Annotated in this window: 18 protein-coding genes and 2 pseudogenes; 9 read left to right on the top strand and 11 right to left on the bottom strand. The window is 67.9% G+C overall.

The genetic code is table 11. The annotated features are described in order from the left end of the window. Window position 1 precedes the first annotated feature (1 nt). The 5 genes from ACTWP8_RS30280 to ACTWP8_RS30260 form a co-directional block, all read right to left on the bottom strand. Window positions 2-829 carry an MlaE family ABC transporter permease gene (locus ACTWP8_RS30280; protein ID WP_443325272.1) on the bottom strand — a complete coding sequence of 276 codons (828 nt, stop codon included), beginning with the start codon at window positions 827-829 and terminating at the stop codon, window positions 2-4. Between the two features lie 3 nt (window positions 830-832). After that, window positions 833-1,603 (bottom strand): MlaE family ABC transporter permease, encoded by a 771-nt coding sequence (locus tag ACTWP8_RS30275; protein WP_443317825.1) that lies wholly within the window; start codon window positions 1,601-1,603, stop codon window positions 833-835. After that, window positions 1,600-2,607 (bottom strand): ABC transporter ATP-binding protein, encoded by a 1,008-nt coding sequence (locus ACTWP8_RS30270; protein ID WP_443325271.1) that lies wholly within the window; start codon window positions 2,605-2,607, stop codon window positions 1,600-1,602. Before ACTWP8_RS30270 ends, ACTWP8_RS30275 begins: the two co-directional genes overlap by 4 nt. 112 nt (window positions 2,608-2,719) lie before the next feature. Continuing rightward, a complete protein-coding gene (locus ACTWP8_RS30265) occupies window positions 2,720-3,925 on the bottom strand; it encodes a sigma-70 family RNA polymerase sigma factor (protein ID WP_443325270.1) in 1,206 nt (401 codons plus the stop codon). Window positions 3,926-4,205: 280 nt separating this feature from the next. Further along, a complete protein-coding gene (locus tag ACTWP8_RS30260; RefSeq protein WP_443325269.1) occupies window positions 4,206-5,003 on the bottom strand; it encodes a VOC family protein in 798 nt (265 codons plus the stop codon). Window positions 5,004-5,701: 698 nt separating this feature from the next. Between ACTWP8_RS30260 and ACTWP8_RS30255 the strand changes: the two genes are divergently transcribed. The 8 genes from ACTWP8_RS30255 (at window position 5,702) to ACTWP8_RS30220 (ending at window position 12,985) form a co-directional block, all read left to right on the top strand. Next, on the top strand, window positions 5,702-6,196 hold the full coding sequence (locus ACTWP8_RS30255; protein WP_443325268.1) for a hypothetical protein: 495 nt from the start codon (window positions 5,702-5,704) through the stop codon (window positions 6,194-6,196). Window positions 6,197-6,200: 4 nt separating this feature from the next. Beyond that, complete coding sequence (locus ACTWP8_RS30250) at window positions 6,201-6,806, top strand: hypothetical protein (RefSeq protein WP_443325267.1); 606 nt, start codon at window positions 6,201-6,203, stop codon at window positions 6,804-6,806. 450 nt (window positions 6,807-7,256) lie between these two features. Then, a complete protein-coding gene (locus ACTWP8_RS30245; RefSeq protein WP_443325266.1) occupies window positions 7,257-9,452 on the top strand; it encodes a glycoside hydrolase domain-containing protein in 2,196 nt (731 codons plus the stop codon). 8 nt (window positions 9,453-9,460) lie between these two features. Next, the gene (locus ACTWP8_RS30240; RefSeq protein WP_443325294.1) at window positions 9,461-9,802 is read left to right on the top strand and encodes a hypothetical protein; all 342 of its coding nucleotides are present in this window, start codon (window positions 9,461-9,463) and stop codon (window positions 9,800-9,802) included. Between the two features lie 16 nt (window positions 9,803-9,818). Further along, a complete protein-coding gene (locus tag ACTWP8_RS30235) occupies window positions 9,819-10,499 on the top strand; it encodes a hypothetical protein (RefSeq protein WP_443325265.1) in 681 nt (226 codons plus the stop codon). A 519-nt stretch (window positions 10,500-11,018) separates the two neighbouring features. Next, the gene (locus ACTWP8_RS30230; RefSeq protein ID WP_443325264.1) at window positions 11,019-11,222 is read left to right on the top strand and encodes a sigma factor; all 204 of its coding nucleotides are present in this window, start codon (window positions 11,019-11,021) and stop codon (window positions 11,220-11,222) included. A gap of 184 nt (window positions 11,223-11,406) precedes the next feature. Then, window positions 11,407-11,904, top strand: coding sequence for a sigma factor-like helix-turn-helix DNA-binding protein (locus ACTWP8_RS30225; RefSeq protein ID WP_443325263.1), 498 nt, complete (start codon window positions 11,407-11,409; stop codon window positions 11,902-11,904). Window positions 11,905-12,064: 160 nt separating this feature from the next. Continuing rightward, window positions 12,065-12,985 carry an NADP-dependent oxidoreductase gene (locus tag ACTWP8_RS30220; RefSeq protein ID WP_443325262.1) on the top strand — a complete coding sequence of 307 codons (921 nt, stop codon included), beginning with the start codon at window positions 12,065-12,067 and terminating at the stop codon, window positions 12,983-12,985. A 221-nt stretch (window positions 12,986-13,206) separates the two neighbouring features. Here ACTWP8_RS30220 and ACTWP8_RS30215 read toward each other — a convergent pair. The 3 genes and pseudogenes from ACTWP8_RS30215 to ACTWP8_RS30205 all read right to left on the bottom strand — a co-directional run bounded on the left by ACTWP8_RS30215 (window position 13,207) and on the right by ACTWP8_RS30205 (window position 16,520). Beyond that, a pseudogene (locus ACTWP8_RS30215) lies at window positions 13,207-13,619 on the bottom strand (Tn3 family transposase). A gap of 122 nt (window positions 13,620-13,741) precedes the next feature. Beyond that, window positions 13,742-15,012, bottom strand: a pseudogene (locus tag ACTWP8_RS30210) (Tn3 family transposase); the annotation flags it as partial. A gap of 299 nt (window positions 15,013-15,311) precedes the next feature. Further along, a complete protein-coding gene (locus ACTWP8_RS30205; protein ID WP_443325261.1) occupies window positions 15,312-16,520 on the bottom strand; it encodes a cation:proton antiporter in 1,209 nt (402 codons plus the stop codon). Between the two features lie 576 nt (window positions 16,521-17,096). Here ACTWP8_RS30205 and ACTWP8_RS30200 point away from each other — a divergent pair. After that, window positions 17,097-17,705: an RraA family protein gene (locus ACTWP8_RS30200; protein WP_443325293.1), complete on the top strand. Its 609-nt coding sequence runs from the start codon at window positions 17,097-17,099 to the stop codon at window positions 17,703-17,705. A gap of 363 nt (window positions 17,706-18,068) precedes the next feature. On the opposite strand, the gene ACTWP8_RS30195 is transcribed toward ACTWP8_RS30200, so the two are convergent. From ACTWP8_RS30195 to ACTWP8_RS30185, 3 genes are read right to left on the bottom strand one after another with little or no spacing between them, the layout of a single operon-like run. Continuing rightward, a complete protein-coding gene (locus ACTWP8_RS30195) occupies window positions 18,069-18,350 on the bottom strand; it encodes a DUF6510 family protein (RefSeq protein ID WP_443325260.1) in 282 nt (93 codons plus the stop codon). 1 nt (window position 18,351) lies between these two features. Continuing rightward, window positions 18,352-19,116, bottom strand: coding sequence for a ferredoxin reductase (locus ACTWP8_RS30190; protein WP_443325259.1), 765 nt, complete (start codon window positions 19,114-19,116; stop codon window positions 18,352-18,354). Next, complete coding sequence (locus ACTWP8_RS30185; protein ID WP_443325258.1) at window positions 19,086-19,685, bottom strand: sulfite oxidase-like oxidoreductase; 600 nt, start codon at window positions 19,683-19,685, stop codon at window positions 19,086-19,088. The genes ACTWP8_RS30190 and ACTWP8_RS30185 overlap by 31 nt, the downstream gene beginning before the upstream one ends. Window positions 19,686-19,744 lie beyond the last annotated feature (59 nt).

Genomic DNA, 19,744 nt, shown 5'->3' with positions numbered 1-19,744 from the left:
GCTACCCCGCGATCCGCACAGTCGTGGTGGCTCCCCAGATCGCCAGGCTGAGGAAGAAGTCCATGATGTTGATGGCGACGATGGACGTGCGCACCGCCCGGCCCACCGCGACGCCGACGCCCGCCGGGCCGCCCTTCGCGTAGTAGCCGTAGTAGCAGTGGACGAGAATGATCACGACGGCGAAGACGATCACCTTGCCGAAGGACCACAACACGTCGACGGGCGGCAGATACTGCTGGAAGTAGTGGTCGTACGTGCCCGACGACTGCCCGTAGTAGCCGGTGGTGATCGTGCGGGCGGCGAAGTAGGAAGAGAGCAGCCCGATCACGTACAGCGGGATCACCGCGACGAAACCGGCGATCATCCTCGTGGTGACCAGAAAGGGCAGCGAGGGGACGCCCATCACCTCCAGCGCGTCGACCTCTTCGCTGATCCGCATCGCGCCGAGCTGGGCGGTGAAGCCGGCGCCGACGGTCGCGGAGAGGGCGAGCCCGGATACCAGGGGCGCGATCTCACGGGTGTTGAAGTAGGCGGAGATGAACGCCACGAAGTTCGACGTGCCGAGCTGGTTGAGCGCGGCGTACCCCTGGAGGCCGACCTCGGTTCCGGTGAAGAAGGTGAGGAACGCGATGACCCCGACGGTGCCGCCGATGACCGCCAGCGCTCCGCGGCCGAAGCTCACCTCGGCCAGCAGGCGCAGGACTTCCTTCTTGTAGCGGCGCATCGTGCGGCCGGTCCAGGCGAGCGAGCGACCGTAGAAGGACAGCTGGCCGCCGAGCTCCTCGAGGGAGCGGAGGGGGCCTGTGATGAATCGTTCCGACAGCGCCATCGACTAACCCCTCTGCGGAACGAGTTGGAAGTAGATCGCCGTCATCACGAAGTTGGCGACGAACAGCAGCATGAAGGTGATGACGACCGACTGGTTCACCGCGTCTCCGACACCTTTGGGGCCTCCCTTGGCCGTCAGGCCCTTGTACGAGGCGACGATTGCGGCGATGGCCCCGAAGAGCAGTGCTTTCAGCTCGGCCCAATAGAGATCGGGTAGCTGGGCGAGGGTGGTGAAGGAGGCCAGATAGGCGCCGGGCGTCCCGTTCTGCAGGACCACGTTGAAGAAGTAGCCGCCGGCCACACCGACCACCGAGACCAGTCCGTTGAGCAGGACGGCAACGGACATCGAGGCGAGCACCCGCGGAACGACCAGCCGGTGGATCGGGTCGATCCCGAGCACCTCCATGGCGTCGATCTCCTCGCGGATCTTGCGCGCCCCGAGGTCAGCGCAGATCGCGGAACCACCCGCACCGGCGATGAGCAGCGCGGTCACGATCGGGGACGCCTCGCGCAGCACTGCGAGGACCGACGCGGCGCCGGAGAAGGACTGCGCTCCGAGTTGCCGGGTCAGACTGCCGATCTGGAGCGCGATCACGGCTCCGAACGGGATGGAGACCAGCGCGGTGGGCAGAATCGTGACGCTCGCGATGAACCAGGACTGCTGGATGAACTCGCGTATCTGGAGCGGCCGTCGCGGAAGCGTCCGCAGGACGTCCATGAACAGGGCGAACAGGCTGCCGGAATGTTTCAGCGCGTTGGTGGGCGAAAGGCTCATTTGCCGGTCACCCCCCGGCTGTCCGCGCCGACCGCACCCTCGGAGGCAACCCGCAGCTCCCGCAGCCGCTGCATCTTCTCCTCGTACTCGGCGATCTCCTGCCAGCGCGGCGGGCGGACGATGCCCTCGCTGGGCAGCAGGCGGGGGGTCACACCCGCGCCGGATGCGCCCTTGCCGCCCTTCGGGCCGATGTGGTTGCCGGCGTCGAGCTCGGCGAGCTCCTGCTCGACCTGGGCGGCGTCCTTCTCCTCGGCCATCCCGATGGGGCCCTGCATGCGCCCGTTGAGGAACTGGCCGACCACCGGCTCGCCGCTGGACAGCAGCTCTTCCCTGGGCCCGAACATCACCAGCTCGCGGCGGAACAGCAACCCGATGTTGTCCGGCACCAGGCGGGCCGAGGCGATGTCGTGCGTGACGATCAGAAACGTCGCGTCGATCTGCGCGTTGAGATCGACGATCAGCTGGTTGAGATAGGCCACGCGCACCGGGTCGAGGCCGGAGTCGGGCTCATCGAACAGGATGATCTCGGGATCGAGCACCAGGGCACGCGCAAGACCGGCCCGCTTGCGCATACCCCCGGATATCTCACCGGGCAGCTTTCCCTCGGCCCCGATCAGGCCGACCATGTCCATCTTCTCGAGCACGATCTGCCGGATCTCCCGCTCGGACTTGCGGGTGTGCTCGCGCAGCGGGAAGGCGATGTTGTCGTAGAGGTCCATCGACCCGAACAGCGCGCCGTCCTGGAAGAGGACGCCGAAAAGCTTCCGCACCTCGTAGAGGTCGTGCTCGCGAAGCGCGGTGACGTCCCTCCCGTCGATCCATATGGAGCCTCGGTCCGGCTTGAGCAGCCCGACCAGCGTTTTGAGGAAGACCGATTTACCCGTGCCCGATGGGCCGAGCATGACCGATATCTCTCCTGCGGGCAGAGTCAGCGAGACGTCCTGCCAGATGACCTGGTGACCGAAGGATTTGGTCAACCCTTCCACGCAGATCTCGACACCCATTCGCTCCGCCCTTCGACCCTGAAGCAGCTACTGTCATCTGCTCTACGGGGGCGGGCGGGCCGTCCGTCGCGAGCAATCCGAATTTTTTTACGGGCCCGCAATCACGTGCTGATCAGGGCTGAACGTCGGTGTGCAGCGAGCCCGTGGGCAGCGAGTCGGCGTGCCGCCCGGTGGAGTCGTCAGCGGTCGCGCCGCCCAGGCGGGCCGACGGGTCGACGCCGGAGGGCGAGCTCGAAACGGAGGGGGCGGACGGACCGGAAAGGCCGGACAAGTCCGACAAGTTCGGGATGTGTGACCGAGCCGAGTCGGCGGAGGGAGCCGACGGAACGTCGTCGAGCGACGGAGCGCCGGGAACGTCCGGGATGTCGGGAACCGTCGGCACGGACAGTACCGACGGGACGGTCGGAACCGACGGAATGTGCACAGCCGGCGGGACGGCGGGCACCGAGGGAACCGCCAGCCCCGGGAGCGTCACCGCCTCGGGCAGCATGGCCTGCACCTCCGCGGCCAGGTCACCCGCGAGCGCACCACCCCGACCGGCGGGCGTGGATATCGCGGCGGACCCGGACGAGGCCGGAGGCATATCGCTCTCGTACGACGCCGTGGGCCAGTCCTCCGTCGCCTCGGGAGAGGTCGGTGTGGGGCGGGCTCCGTCCGGCTCGTACGGGTAGTGGGGCGCGGCGAATCCCAGAACGGCCAGCGTCGCCGCCGTGGACACCAGCGTCGCGGCCTGCGCGCCTCCGCCGGGCGCCCGGTGCCGTCCCTGCCCGCTCGCCCACAGGGCAGCCCCCAGCGTCGCGGCGAGCGAGTTGCGCAGCGTCCGCCGGGCCCTGGCCAGCAGCGACTCGACCGTGCGGTAGCTCAGGCCCATCTTCCGGGCGACCTGACCGACGTCCAGGTCCTCCGACTTGAGCCAGAGCGCCTCGGCCTGCCGGGCGGGCAGCTCATCGCTCCGGCTCGCCAGCCACTTCGCCTCCGCGCGGTCGCACACCTCTTCCTCGACGGGCGGGGGCGGGGGGACGGCGAAGGTCGACCGACTGCCCACCTGCGCCTCCCGGTTGACCTGCCGGTACCGGTCGGCGCACAGCCGCATCGTCACGGTCGTCAGCCATGCCCCGAGCCGCTCCTCGTCGACATGAGGGTTCTCCACCGCGCGCAGCATGGCCTCGTGCACCGCATCCTCGGCGTCCTCGAGACTCATGGACCTCCGGCGGGCCACCTTCAGCAACTGCTCGCGGTGGCTCCACATCCGCCGCCAGCGCTCCTCGGAGCCGCCGTACGACCCACGGGAATGCGCGGGATGAGTGTTCGCTGCCATCAGGCCCCCTCGCACTTTCGAGATCGAAACCCGCGGCCCCGGAAGCGCCGCCTCCTCTTAGGAGGGCGCTGACATTACCGCCGGGTACCCCCTGGTGGGGAGGGGCAGGACGGACTCAATCCGGCACCGGAGCGGATACGGATGTGGGATTTCCGGGACGATACGCGACGTTCGGCGGGCGGCGCAGCATGATCCAGTGCACGATCCCGTAGCGATCCAGCACCGATCCCGTGGAGATCCGGGCCGAAGAAATGTCAGCTTTAATCAGGGCTTTTCCGCTTTACACGGGCGCTTCCACGGGCTTGAGCACCACGAAATCCGCACCGGCCGGGTCGAGGCAGACGGCCAGCCGCCCCACGCCCTCCGCGTCCTCAGGACCCATCTGCAGGCTGCCGCCGCCCTCTGTGACACTCGCCACCGTGGCGTCACAGTCCGCGACCGCGAACACCGGATGCCAGTACGGGCGGCCGCCGGTGAGGGCCAGATGCTCCGCGGGGAGCTCCATCAGGCCGCCCTGCATGCGCTCCTCATCGCCGTCGGCGGGAGTGATCAGCGAATAGGTGCCCCCACCGCCCGGCAGCGGAATGTCCTGGGTCTCCCACCCGAAGAGCGACCCGTAGAACTCCTTCGCCGCGGCCGCGTCCGTGGTGTAGAGCTCGGTCCAGGACAGGCTGCCCGGCACGTTCACCTCCTCAAGGCCCGCGTTCGTCCCGGGCTGGAAGACGGCGAACTGACCGCCCAGCGGGTCGCTGAACTGAGCCATCCGCCCCTCGCCTGCGGTGCCCATCGGCGCCACCCGCACCGAGCCGCCCAGCCGCTCCACGGTCTGCGCCGCGGCATCCGCATCGGGCGTGTGGAAGTAGATCATCCAGGCCGAGCGGGCGCCTTCCTCGGTCAGCTGCCCGACCGCGCCGACGACCTTTCCGTCCCGCCGGAAGACGCCGTATCCGCCCGCGTCCGGACCGTAGGACTGGAACTCCCAGCCGAACACCGAGCCGTAGAAGCCTGCCGCGGCAGCGACATCGGGCGCACCGAGATCGAGCCAGCACGGCGAGCCGGAAACGTCAGTGGTGATCATGGCGACTCCCTTCGCAGATCCCTATGACCTCAGCGTGACACCGGCCACTGACACCCGCCCCTCGACGGCCTGCGCGAAGCCGTCCTGATAGGAGGGGTTGAGGACAGTTGCGGGGCAGTTGATGGCAGAAAAACGTAAGAGGCCAGGTCAGCGGATATCCAGGACCATGCCACCGGGCCAGGTAGGCGCGCATGTTGAGGTGTCGCGTATGTGTCGCGACGCAGCCGAGAGATCACCCTGTGTGCTTGCCGCTGTATCGGATGCTCTGGGAGCGCGGTAAGCCCGGGCCATCGCCTCCAGGGCGGGGGCGGGGACCAGCTGCTCCGTACAGGGGGCGGCGAGAAGGTCCACACACTGACACCACATGTGACTCAATACACACCATACTGAATGTGATGTTCCGGTGAAGACCCAAAGGCGGATTTCCCATCACGTAATGGGCCTATTGACTATATCTGGTGACCATGCGTCACCACTCCTGCCATCCACCCCTGTTCGCCCCTGCCCCCTCGGATGGTTCACAGCTGTGACTCGAACTGTCCTGCGGCTAGGGTTGCCGCCGACCGCGGGGCCGGCCCGCCTCACCTGGGCAAGGCATCGCAACGGGTGGAAGAGCGCTTGAAGCTGGGATACGACCGGTCCCGCACAACTTCATCAGGGGGAACCCGTTCATGGCTATCACTACGCCTGTCAGACGCATGGCCGTCGCCATAGCAACACTGACCGCGACTGCCCTTATCGCGCCGCAGGCTGTTGCCTCGGACAAGCCCGATGTGAAAGTCGCGCAGAGCGCCAACGCACAGACGAAGGCTTACGCCCAGGCCAACCCGGAGGTGGTCTCGGCCGCCGCGACGGTGTGCGGCTCCGGCTACGAACTCAGCACCGTCACCCCGCTGCCCAAGGGCACCGACCCGAGCATGCGTCACGCAACCCTGTTCAACTACACCAAGGGCGGCAACGACCACGGCTGCTCGATCATGGACAACAACCTCGGCGCCACCCGCCACATGAAGCTGAAGGTGTGCAACTGGAAGAAGACCGTGTGCGACACCGACGAGGGCAACTTCAGCCAGTACGCAGGCCCCGTCTACACCTCTGAGCCGGTCTGTGCGCACGTGACCGCCCAGATGTGGTCCTCCTCCGGAACGCTCTACATCAACTACGGGACGGACTATGCGTACCTGTGCGACTAGGGCCGTGAGCGCGTTGGCCGCCGCCGCGACTGCGGTGCTGCTGGCCGGATGCTCGACTCAGGCAGACGCTGACGCCGCGGCAGCCGAACGGCCCGCCGAGCACGGTGCCGCTCCGTCGCCGGCCGGCGAGGCGAACAGTGCCTCCCATTGGGGCGAGAAGTCCTCCACGCCTCCCACCGGCGGATCGGCCGAAGGCGCCGTTGAGCGCGCCCGGGAGGAAGCAGAGCGGCAGCGGGCGGCACATGCGGCTGAAGGCGAGCCGGTGGTGAGGAACACCGATATCCCGGCTCCGGAGGACTACGGCTTCGGCAAGCCGATCGCCACAGCCGAAGACGGGGACGTGCTGGTGTACCGGCCGAGGAAGGTTGACGGGCGGCTCCGGGTACCGGTCACGGTCACCAACCACGGCGGTGAACGAGCCTTCTACAGGGTCACCATCAGGGTCACTGGCCCCGGTGGCTACAGCGCCACCGTGCACGTGGACACCCACACCACCGGTGTCCACCCCGGCACCACCTGGCCGACCGAACTCACCCCCGGCGACCCCGAGCACCCCGTACCTGGCAATCCCGAGGTCGAGATCACCAGCAGTAGCCGACTGGAACGATAGCCGCCCTTCCATCGCGGGCCTGTGCTGCCGCTGAACAATCCACTTCTCGTGGGGGCGGAGCCGCATCCCCTGCTTGCTGCGCCCCCGCGTTGGGACTGCTCGAAGGCCGCCGGAACATCGCTCGGCATGGCCGTCGTCGTTGGCGTCTCGGTGGTGAGCGAAGGATGCCCGTCCTGGAGTCCTGGAGCCCCTCACCCCGGCCGTGGCTCCCGCGCTCGGCCTGGCCACGGGGCGGCCGGCCGGCCTCTATCCGGCCTGGCGGGCCTCGCGCGTGCCCCCGACGGAGGCACTACGCGGCTGACCCGCGACCGGCCGCCGCAACGCGACCGCTTTGCCCCCCCGTGCCCCGACACGCTGGGCCAATTCGCTGCCCGCCCGTATCGGGACGGCCTCCCAGCCCTGCTCGACCTACTCCCTTTTCATGCGCACCCAGATGTCAGGAGACAGTTCATGGCCGACGAGATGGTTCGTCTTGCCCAAAGATTTGTGAACACGACTTACAACAACGGCGCGACACTCGGCATATCCAAACTGGACGAGAACGGCGTCACCGGCTGGCCCACGATGTACGCCCTGACGCGGGCGCTCCAGTACGAAATGGGCATCACCGCTCTGTCGGACTCCTTCGGCCCGACAACACTGTCGACGATCGGGGCGAAGTACGGCAAGTTGGATGCAACAACCATCCCCTCTGCGAACTTCTGCCGCATCATCCAGTCCGCCCTGTACTGCAAGGGTTACGACGGCGGCGAGATCGACGGCACGTACAACTCTCGGGTCAAGGCCGCCGTCGTCAAGCTGAACCAGAACATGGGCGTGAGTGCCACGTATCCGGGCAGTTCCCTGTGGCCGAAGGTCGTCAAAGGCCTGTTCAACATGGATGCCTACGTCACCGTCAACAACGGTTCGGACGCCATCCGCTCCATTCAGCAGTGGCTGAACGGCCGGTACATCCTCCGCAAGGACTTTTACGTCATCCCCTGCGACGGCTACCACTCCCGGGATGTCGCCAAGTCGATGCTGTTCGCGATCCAGTACGAGCTGGGCATGGCCGACGGCACCGCGAACGGTGTTTTCGGGCCTGGCACACAGGCCGGCCTGAAGTCCCACACGGTCTCGGTCGGCACGACCGGCACGTGGGCGCAGCTGTTCACCGCGGCAATGGTCCTCAACAAGCGGAGTGTTTCCTTCGGGAACTTCACGGCCGAGGTGAAGACCGCCGTGGAGAGCTTCCAGTCGTTCGTCAAACTGCCGGCCACCGGACTCGGCGACTTCCAGACGTGGGCCTCGCTGCTCGTCTCCTACGGCGACCAGTCCCGCAAGGGCACGGCGTGCGACGGTGTCACGATGATCACGCCGGCGCGTGCGCAGGCCCTGAAGGACGCCGGCTACAAGTACATCGGCCGGTACCTCTTCAACCCGTCCAGCACGAGCCTGCCGGAGAAGCAGATCCAACCCGGTGAGCTCGCCACGATCAAGGAGTACGGGTTGCGCTGCTTCCCCATCTTCCAGACGTGGAGCCGGTCGGCGGACTACTTCAGCTACAACCAGGGCACGAGTGACGCGTTCAAGGCGATCGAATGGGCTCAGTATCACGGATTCAAGCCCGGCACGATCATCTATTTCGCGGTCGACTACGACGCGATGGACGGTGAGGTCACGCAGTACATCGTCCCGCACTTCCGCGGCGTGATGCGCACGATCGGCGAGAACTCCAGCTACGGCGTGGGCGTCTACGGACCGCGTAACGTGTGCCAGCGCATCGCGGACGCCGGGTACTCGGCGGCGAGTTTCGTGTCGGACATGTCGAGCGGATTCTCGGGGAATCTCGGTTATCCGATGCCGACGAACTGGGCGTTCGACCAGATCGCCACCATCACCGTCGGTTCGGGCAGCGGCGCGATCGAGATCGACAACAACATCGCCTCGGGCCGTGACACCGGCCAGGGCGACTTCAACGCCGGCTCGTACACCGAGGGCCTGGACGTCGACCTGGACAAGGCCGCGTACCGGGACACGATGCTGAAGGACGTCCAGAACTATCTGACGTCCATTGGAGTTCCGGAAACCGGCGGCGACGGCTGGACCGACAAGGACTGGGCCACGCTGGGCGGCATCTCCACCACCAAGGCGTACGACCTCGTACTGAGTGCGGACTGGCTGTTCACGTCGCTGGCGCGGCAGCTCAAGCTCCGCAAGGCCCTGATCCAGGCGCCGGTCCTGTGGGAGCTGCGCAAGCTGAATCCCGGAGACTTCGCCGCCGACGAAGCCGTCAAGAACGGGCTGAAGGACGACTGCAGCACCGGCTGGGGTCAGATCTTCGCCTGGGTGACCATCGACGCCCGCAACTATTGCATGCAGCAGGGCATCATCAACGGCACCCCGCTGACCAACGACGATGTCCGGGCGGTGTGGGACGACCTCCAGGACCCGACGTACAACATCCGGTCGGTCGCCTATCTGACGGTCTACAACGCGCACCAGCTCGGGATCGCCAGGCCGAGTCTGAGCACCAGCCTGGCCGACACGCAGGCTCTGCTGGCCCGGTACAACGGGACCGGTGACGATGCCCAGCAGTACGGCCGCGAGTTGATCGGCCTGTACAACGTGCTGGAGAACTACAACCGGCTGTCGCGCAACAAGTGACCCCGATCATGGGCGTGAATAGTGGGCGCATGCGGAAGTGGTTGCTGACAGCCGTGGGCGTGAACCTGCTGCTGGGAATTCCCGGTGTCGTTCCGGTGTGGCTGTTGTGGTATTTCGCGGTGAACTGGCCACTCGCTGCCGTCGGCTGGACGCAGCGGGAGCCGACGGAGAACGACGGCATGCTGCCATGGCTGCTGGTCGGGGGCCCCGTGATGACGCTGTTCGCTCTGGTCTGGTGGCTCGCCAACCGCCCTGTCCGGCGCAGGACGGCGCTGGACGCTCGCCTGTACTGGCCGGCCGGTGCCCTGATGACTCTTGCGCCGTCGATCGCGCTCATGATCGTTCTATGAGAGAGGAATTGAAGACGTGCAGAACGACATAGCGAGGCGGGCCGTGGTGAAGGGCGCCGCGGTGATCGGTGCCGTGGCCGCAATGGGCTCCTTCGCGCCGGGCACAGCCTCGGCCACGCCGAAGGCGGAGCCGAAGAAGCCCCCGACGTCTGCGAACGGCTGGCCCCTCGAGAAGGAAGCGAACCACATCTCGACGGTGTGGACGCGCCCTGTGGCCGGTACGGGGCTCAAGGTCGACGTCCGGATCGGCGACGTGGAGCTGATTCTCGTCCACGTGATCCGCCGCTTCCACTACGAAGTCGAGCAGATCCAGCGGATCGACCTGGCCGGCTGGCGGGACATCGGCAAGCTCCGCAAGGGCCTTCCGGAGTCGAACCTCGCCTCCGGTACCGCGGTGCAGATCCGGCCGGGCGCCGGCGCGAAGGGCGGGCTCTTCCCCTCCCAGGAGCTGACGCTGCGGGACATCCTCGCCGACTGCGAGGGCGTCGTGCGCTGGGGCGGCGACGACAGCGAGGTGGACGAATCGCTGTTCTACATCGACGCCGGCCCGAACGATGAGCGGGTGAGGAAGGTCGCCGACAAGCTCCGCAGATGGGATGCGACACCCGGCCAAGGCGCCGGTGTGGAGGCGGACATCCTGTCCCCGTCCCGGCGCAGCCGCGCGGATCGTCTGGCCCGCATCCAGCGCTCCGCCTGACCTGACCCCCATGAGGGCCGATCTCCCCTCCGCGTGCGTCCCGGGACCTCGTCGGGAGGAGTCGGGCCTCATGTATGAGGGTGTTCTGCCACTGGTCTGCCGAGCGCGCTCGGCAGACCAGTGGCATCGGGTGGACTGGGCCTTGTCCTGTCAGGGCGAGGGAGGGAAAGGCCGAGCAGCGGCCTGCCCGTCGGTGTCCCTATCGGCGGCTGTTCGGTGAGCCGCCGGTGTGAAGACCCAATCCGAAGCCAGGAAAGAAGACTCAGGGGACGGAGCCGATGGCTGGATCGACTCAACTCCGCTCACGCATCGCTCACGCATGGGATCGCGCGCCTCGGCCGTCGCATGCCCAGGTGGGTCACCGCCCAACCGGCTGTTTCACGAGCGACCACCTGTGAAACACCGCCGCCCTACGTCGTCGGTCTGAGCGGGCTCGCTCGCTTCCGCGGAGCTGTCTTCAAAGATCCCGAGTTCGGATAGCTACGCTGGATCCGCACGCTGGAGGAGGTTGCGATCTGCATGGGTGACGGGCACGGGCCCGGACGGTCTGAGCAGGAGGACTCGCTCGGAGCCGGATGGGAGGAGCACCGGCCTGCGGTTTCCGGTGTGGCCTACCGGCTGCTGGGGAGTGTGGCCGATGCCGAGGACGTGACCCAGGATGTGTGGTTGCGGGCGGCCGGAGCGGATCTACAGGACATCGGTGTCTGCGGGCTTGGCTGGTGACGGTGGCCTCGCGGCGGTCGTACGACATTCTCAAGAGTGCCCGTCTCCGTCGGGAGACCTATGTCGGGCCGTGGCTGCCGGAGCCGCTGCTGACGGGGCCGGACGCGTCGCAGCCGGTACTCGTCGATGAGTCCGTCAGTTCGGCGATGCTGCTGATCATGGAAGAGCTGAGCCCGCCGGAGCGGTGGCTTTCGTCCTGCACGATGTCTTCGGTCTTGAGTTCGGCCGGATCGCCGACTTGCTGGACGTCTCTGTGCCGGGTGCCCGGCAGCTCGCCTCGCGGGCGCGACGGCGGGTGGCCAAGGCGAAGCAGTCCATGCCGCAGGCGTCGAAGGCGGAGCGTGAACGCGTCCTCGATTTTCCGTGCCGCGTACGAGGCCGGGACCTGGCCAGCTTGGTCAGGCTCCTGCACCCGGTGGCCGTCTACGTCACCGACGGCGGCGGCAAGGTCTTCGCGGCACGCAAGCTCATCCACGACGGCGAGCGCGTCGCCGAGGTCATGGTGCTTGTGGGGCGCCAGTGGCATCCGGACCGCATCGACTTCGCTGAGGTCGGCGGCGAGCTCGCCCTGGTGTTCTACCGCGAAGGCCGGGTCTACTCCGTGGACACGGTCCAGATCACAGACGGTCTGATCACCGCGTACCGCAGGGTCATCAATACCGACAAACTCGTGCGCGTCTGAGCTGTCACACCCGGAGGAGCTACCTCGTTTCCCTGATGAGAAAGCAAACGGGCGACGAAGGAATGCGCGAGCGGATGAGATCGATCCGATGACGAGCCGCTGTGAACTCTGCGTGTGAACGGGCTGTGCGCTTGAGTCGCCCCTCCCAGTAAGGACCTGTATGCAAGCCATCACTGTGCGAGACCGTGACGCCGGTCTTGCAGGGATGTCCCTGACGGACATGCCCTACCCCCAGGCGGCCGGGAACGACGTCATCGTGCGGGTGCACGCCTCGGGCTTCACCCCTGGCGAGCTGGACTGGCCGGGAACGTGGACCGATCGCGCCGGCCGCGACCGGACGCCGAGCGTGCCCGGGCACGAGCTGTCCGGTGTCGTCGTGGAGCTGGGGTTCGGCACCACCGGCCTGAGCGTCGGACAGCGGGTGTTCGGCCTGGCCGACTGGACCCGCAACGGCACGCTCGCCGAGTACACCGCGGTGGAAGCCCGCAACCTCGCCCCGCTGCCGGCGGACATCGACCACACCGTGGCCGCCGCACTGCCGATCTCCGGGCTGACCGCCTGGCAGGCCCTGTTCGACCACGGCCGCCTCACCACCGGCCAGACCGTCCTGATCCACGGCGCCGCGGGCGGCGTCGGCTCGATCGCGGTACAGCTCGCCCGCGAGGCCGGCGCCCGCGTCATCGGCACCGGCCGCGCCTCCGGCCGGGACAGGGCACTCGCCCTGGGCGTCGACACCTTCCTGGACCTGCAAGCCGAGAAGCTGGAGGACGCCGGCGCGGCCGACGTCGTGTTCGACGTGATCGGCGGCGACATCCTCGACCGCTCGGCCGCCCTGGTGCGCGCCGGCGGCACGCTCGTCACCATCGCCATGCCGCCCAAGGTCCAGCCCAAGGATGGGCGGGCGGTCTTCTTCGTCGTCGAACCCGACCGCGCCCGGCTCACCGACCTCGCCCAGCGGGTAAGGGACGGCCGGCTCAAGCCGGTCGTCGGCGCCGTGCGGCCCCTTGCCGAAGCACCCTCCGCGTTCGCCCCCGGCACGCGCACCCCCGGCAAGACGATCATCCGCGTCACGGAAGACTGAACAGGAGACCGACCGCGCCGCCCTCCGCCCGACCGAGGCGATCACACGCGTGCCGGACGGACACGTCAGAACGCATTCAACGGCGTCGCGATCACCAGCCGGTGTCACCGTCGACAGCTGACCTCGACGGTGACACCGGCGGTGATACGGGCTGCCGAAGCCTCAACCGTCGTGAAGGTCATAGTGGAATCAGTCGGGCAGCTCGTGCAAGCTGCCTCGGCTCACACAAGCGCGGAGGCGTCCGACGGCGTACGTGCACGGGGAACGGCCAGGGGAGCCAGGTCAAGCCGCTTGTCCATGTCGAGGCGGAAGGTGCCGTACGGGTTGACGTTGGACCAGAACAGGGCGGTCAGGCCGCGCCGGTCCTCGTCGCTCAGCTTCTTCGCCCATGCCGGTTCGGCCAGCACCTGCTGAACCAGCAGGGTGTTGACGTGGACGAGCGCGGCCTGGAGCAGGTGCATGGCGAGCATGGAGATCTCGGCGTGTTCCTTGTCGGGCCGGTGAGGGCGCCGTCCTTGCCGTAGTGCAGCACGGTGTTCGCACTGTTCCAGCACTCCACGACCAGGAGCCCGCCGTGGATCTCGCGGCGCAGGCCGGGACTGGCCAGGTAGTCGCAGGCGAAGATGGTGCGCACGGCACGGCCGAGTTCTTCGAGCGCGGCGTAGGTGGGGCGCTTGGGGCCGCCGCGGGTGAATGCCGCAGCACCTGTTCGGCCTCCGCCGTCCCGAGCCGGAGCGCGGTGGCATACTTCACCATCTGGTCGTACTGCTGCTCGATCAGCTCCCAGCGGATCGGCCGCGTGAGGGAGGCGCCGAGGGCTGGCCAGCCGGGCGGGGTGTCGTCGGGGCGGTACAGGCGGTGCTGCCGATGTTCTTCAGCCGGGGCAGCAGGAGGAAGTTGAGCAGCTCGGTGAAGGCGAACCCGACGACGCTCGCGCCGTGGGTGTCGACGTAGTTGGACTCGATCTCGGCGTCGGTGCAGTGCCGAAGCAGGCCCTCGATCATCGCCGCGACCTCGGACGACGAACAGCTCTTGAGCTGGGAGTAGATGCAGACGTTCTTGCGCTCGACGTGCCAGTAGATCATCACGCCGTTGCCGCCGTAGCGGGCGTGGTACTCGGTCACGAAGTTCGAGGACCAGGACCCGAATTTCTTCGAGTCCGAGGCGCAGGCGGTGCCGCGGCCCCACCAGGCGGTGTCGCGGGCGGCGAAGGTGGCGTTCACCAGCTTCGTCACGGCGGCCCGCAGGTTGTCGACGGTGATGAAGTGCCGGCGCACGTGCCGCAGCGAGGTCTCGGTCTCGCTGTGCTCGCCGGTGGCCACGATGGCGCGGATGCCCATGTTCGTACCCAGCGCGAAGAGGGCCAGCAGGAGGCGGCGTTGGAGGAGGTCACGCTCGATGCGCTCGTACGCGGCCACCGAGGAGAACTCCTCGGTGAACCCGGTGAGGAAGTCGGCGTTCTTCAGCACGTCCAGCAGGTCCAGGACGCCCCAGCGCCGTGCGACCTCCTCCTTGAGGGCTTGGAGACCGGTGGGCTCGGCCAGCGGCTCCAGCTTCGGCACGGTGATCCAGGGCTCGCCCTTGCGGGTGGTGACCTTCACCCCGCCCGCCGAGCCGTCCGCGAGCGCGCCGGACAGCTGTCCAGGCCCGCGGTCATGCGCTTCTTCAGATCCGCGATGAACGCCCTCGGGTTCAGTGGCTGGCGGATCGCGGCGTAGTGCACGGTGCGGGTGGCCTCGAAGTCGCCGGGCAGGTCGTCCTCCGGATTGCGCCAGCGGGCCGCGCCCTCGACGTAGGTCTCGCGGTGGCGGACCGCGTCCCGCAGCGCGACCAGGACGCACAGCTCGTACTACCCGCCCGCGTGTCTGCGGCGGCACCTGATCACGCGGCCCTCCCGGCCGCTTGTTCTCCAGCCCGGCCAGACCCAGCCCGGCATAACGCGCCTTGCAGCGGTCCACCGTCACCGCAGCCACCCCGGCGAGTTCGGCGATGTCCTTGCGCCGTCGCCCCTCAGCGGACCACAACACGATCCGCGCACGAAGCGCCACCTCAGCAGGCAGAGAAGCGTCAGGTACCACAGACAGGATCACGAGACACTAGCTCCCTAGCGTCACCCGGCGGCTGTGGCGTCGATAGCGGCCGAACTCGGCATACGCTTCGGCGGCCGACCCCAGACAGCCGGTGGTGACATTGACAGGCACCCTTGTTGACCGCATTCATCTGCCGCGTACACGCCGTGTCGGGCGCGTGTCCTCTCGGAGTCGCGTCGCCCTGGGGCAGGGCGAGGCCCCCTGCCAAGTGATGGCCGGCGGAGCCGTTCTCGGAATCAATCCGCCTCCTTCTTGTGCTCCGGTCCTGCGGATCTCCATGAACGGTTCAGCAACGGCAAGGCCGTCAGAGGAAACACGACCACTGACAGCAGGCCTGCCGCCACCAACGCGGCGGCGTTGGGCGGTCGGATCGCGTCCAACTTCAAGCCGATCGTCGTCGCGGCCACGATGACCGGGAGGGATGTGGCCTGCAAGAGTCCGCTGGCCATGACCTCGGCGCGCGAGAGGCCGGCGCTGCGGTAGACCAATGCGGGCACTCCACGAACGAGGAGGAGCGCGGCAAGGAACATCGGTACCCGCAGCGCCGTTCCGGCGTCCGCGAACAGGGCTCCAAGGTCGAACTGGATACCGCTCGTCACGAAGAAGACAGGGACGAGAAATCCATAGCCGAGGCCCTCCAGTTTGACGTGGAACTGCGGGTGCGTCCGTTCGGCGTCGGGGTCGACCAGCCGTAGCGCGGCCCCTGCAACGAAGGCACCCAAAACGGCCTCGAATCCGAGATGCAGGGCGACCGCGGACAGACCAACAACCAGAACCATTGTCAAGCGGACCCGGATTTGAGCGCTCGTGTCCGCCAGGTTCACTACCGTCCGGGACAGCCACATGGAGCGTCCAGCACGTATTGAGGCCACCACGATGAGCGCCACCAGGCAAGCAAGGCTGAGCAGGAGAAGCAGCCTGGAAGCCGGGCCCGATGCATGCTCGGAGAAGAACAGCGACAGCAACACCACAGCGCTGATCTCACCTGCCGAGCCTCCACCGATGGTCAGTTGGCCAACGGGCCGGTCGACCGCGTCCGCGTCCTCCAGGATCGGGACCAGAAGCCCCAGAGACGTGGCCACCAGCGCGATGCCGATCAGCAGCGGGCTCTCGACCAACCCGGCCATGTACAGCATCCAGCCGACGGTCGCGGCCAGCGCAAGTGTGCCGGCCAGTCCAATACCGATGAGCCTCGCCCGCGACCCGCGTAGTTGCTGGAAGTCGATCTCGAGCCCGGAAAGGAACAGCAGGAAGCTCAGTCCAATGATCGACAAGGCCTGAACGGTGGCGTCCGGCTGCACCACATTCAGCACCGCCGGGCCAAGAACGACGCCAGCCACGATCTCGAGGACCGGGCCCGGGAGAGGGACGCGGGGCACCACGGCGAGGAGGAACGGGGCGCCAGCCGCTACCGCGAGAACGATGACCAGGTTGTCGTACGACATCGTGACTCCGGTGGCCGGTCGGCGGGCACAGGTTCTGACCAACGTTGCCCCATCCGATGGTGTTCTGACCTGTCGAAGATCCAACCGGCGCGTCGCAGCCGCTCCGGCTCTGTCGACGGAGCCGTCAGCTTCACCGCCTCCCAGCCGGTCGACGGGATGCGGCCCCTGCGCGCCCCGGACGCCGTCGACCTTGACGATGACGACGACGGCCAGGAGGAGTGAGTGGGCCCCACCGCAGCACGGCGTCCTCGTCGCGGTGTAGACGATCCGCGTCCTCGTCGGGGGCCCGGGGGGCTCGAAGCGGGCGAAGAGTCGTCCAGCGCCTCGGGGGGTGACGGTGAGCGCGTTGGCATCGTCACGTCCGTTGCGCTCGGCCAGGCGCCGCAGCAGCTCCGCCTTCTCAACGGGGAGACACACCAGTCGTGGGCGTCCGCCCGCCGCGCCCGCGCAGCGTAGACATCGAGCATCCATGATTACGGGGAAACGTCAGGATACTGTTCCATCAGTGTTAGCGGTTGGCGGAGGTCAGCCTTGGAGCCTTTGCGCGAGCGTGCCGAGGGACTGCGGTCCGCGGACGTGGTCGATGCGATGGGCCGCATTCATCGGCATCGGTGTGACGTGCTGGACCTGGTCTGTCCCACGCCTGGTCGGTTGTTGTTCGGTCCCGCAGTGACGCTCTCCTACTTCCCGTCGTGCGGTGAGCGCCTCCCCGCCGACCGCTACAACTTCGCGCGGTTGTTCTACGAGGCGATCGGGGAAGACGGGCGTGGTGCGGTACTCGTGATGGCTTGCAATGGACATCCAGAGGTGTCCATGGGGGGTGGCACGAAGCTGACCCGGGTCGTCAACCACGGCCTGGCCGGAGTGCTGGCCGATGGCAGACTGCGCGACTTCGCCGATCTCGCCACCTACGACATGGTCACCTACTGCCGGGGCGAGGCATTGCGGTGGGGTGGGGACGTGGTCACGCCGTTCGAGGCGAACCGGCCGGTGGTGGTGGCCGGTGTCGGCATCTGGCCGGGCGACTACGTGTTCGCCGACCACTCCGGCGCCGCGGTCATCCCCTCCAGGGACGTGGAAACAGTCCTCGAGGAGGCGCATCGGGTGGTCGCAGCAGACGCGGCGGCAGCGGAGCGGATCGCACAGGAGACCGCGGATGACCACCACGGCGACACCGAGCGGTAACCGATCCACCGCCGACCTGCCCGAGCTGCGGTCATGCGCTGTCGATGTTCCCGAGTCACCTCCCGACCGCGGTGAGCGGGCCGCCAATGCGGTGATCCCGGTCGTGGGTTCGTGATGGTTCCCCGCGATTCTGTTGGTGGGCATCGGTGTATGGGTGCGCTCAACATCGTGGGGTGGCCACTCGAGCCGTACCCGGTCGTGACCCTGGCCGGTCTGGCTGCGGTCCTTTCGAGCTTGGCTGCCTGCCAAGCCCCGTTGATCCTGCTGACCCAGTGGCGCACCGCGGACCGCGGCGACCGACCGTAGAGCGTTGCCCCTGGGCGAGGTCCACCACTGCCGCTGCCGTCGGCGGCGGGGGCGGCTTCATGCGGGTGGCAGCGGGACGCGCATGTAGACCGTGCCGCGCAGGTCCAGCCATGCGGCGTCGGGGGCCCGTACGAGTCGGAGGATCACCGCATCGCAGCTCGGGCAGCGTGCCACCAGGCCGGGGGCGTACGCGTACACGCGCAGCTCGGCGACGAGAGCGATGCGCCCGCAGCCGGCGCAGCGCCCGGTGGCCGCGGTGACGTCCGCGGTGAACAGTTCGCCCAGCGGCCCGGCGAGCGCGTTGCCGTCCTCGTAATCGGTGGTGTCCTGTCGGTCCATGTCAGCCTCCCGTAGGGCCGAAGCGTTCGGTTCTGATCCGGCGCGGGTCGTGGCCCAAGGCCACCAGTAGGGCCGCGGCGGCCTCGACGAAGCCGGTCGGCCCGCAGACGAAGCAGACCGGCTCGAACTCCGGCGGCCAGCCATAGGTCTGCAGGTCCGCCAGTTGCAGACGCTTGGCGGGTCGCGGCCAGCCCTCAGGCGTGTGCCGCGTGTAGAGATGGGTGACCTCCAGGCCGCCGTCACCGGGCTGCGGGGTGCGCAGTTCGCAGGCGTAGTACCGGTCCTCGGGCGTGCGGACGGAGTAGATCAGCCGGAAGGGGGTGCGGCTGCCGAGGCTGCGGCGCGTGCGGATCATGGCCATCAGCGGGACGATCCCCGATCCGCCGCCCACCAGCAGCACCGGCCGGGTCTCCGCCGGGTGCCAGACGAACCAGCCACCCACCGGGCCCCGGACCTCCACCAGGTCGCCGATCTCCATCACATCGGCCAGGTACGGCGAGACCTCCCCGTCGGGCACGCGCTGCACCGTCAGCTCGATCCGGTCGCCGTCCGGTGCCGAGGCCAGCGAATAGCTGCGCTCGGTGCTGAAGCCGTCCTCGGCGGTCAGCCGCACATCCACGTGCTGACCGGCCAGGTGCCCGGACCAGCCGGGCACCTCGAAGACCAGCGTGCGGGCCGTGGCCGTCTCGTCGCGCAGACCGACCAGCCGGGCGGCCTGCCAGGTCAGGGGGGCCTTCAGTCGCCCTGGTACCGCTGCTCGCGCCACGGGTCACCGTAGTCGTGGTAGCCGATGCCCTCCCAGAACCCCGGCTCGTCCTCGGTCAGCAGCCGCATGCCGCGCACCCACTTGGCCGACTTCCACAGGTACAGATGCGGTACCAGCAGCCGGGCCGGGCCGCCGTGCACCGGGGCCAGGTCCTCGCCCTCGTACTGGTAGGCGATCCACGCCCTGCCGCCCAGCAGGTCCTCCAGCGGCAGGTTCGTCGTGTAGTCACCGTAGGAGTGGACCAGCACGAACTCGGCTGCCGTCTCCACACCGGCGAACAGCGTGTCCAGCGACACCCCTTCCCAACCGGTGCCCAGCTTCGACCACTTGGTCACGCAGTGCAGGTCCACCGTCGGCCGCTCGCTCGGCAGCGCCAGCAGCTCCCGCCACGACCAGCGGTGGCGCGTACCGCTCTCGGTCGTGATGGTGAACTCCCACTCCTCCCGCGCAATGCTCGGCGTGGGACCAGCCGACAGCACTGGAAAGTCCTCGGTCAGGTACTGCCCGGGAGGCAACTTCACATCCGCTGGGCGCGCCCGGCCGTGAAAGCCCCGCGAAATGATTCCCATGGAACTGCCCTATTCCTCAGGGGGACACGACGCCGACGCCCAAGGGGGCGACACCTCCA

The organism is Streptomyces sp. 7N604, from assembly GCF_052245475.1.
GTDB lineage: Bacteria > Actinomycetota > Actinomycetes > Streptomycetales > Streptomycetaceae > Streptomyces.
The sequence above is the reverse complement of the archived record's forward strand: the minus strand, read 5'-3'. Positions and strand labels throughout refer to the sequence as shown.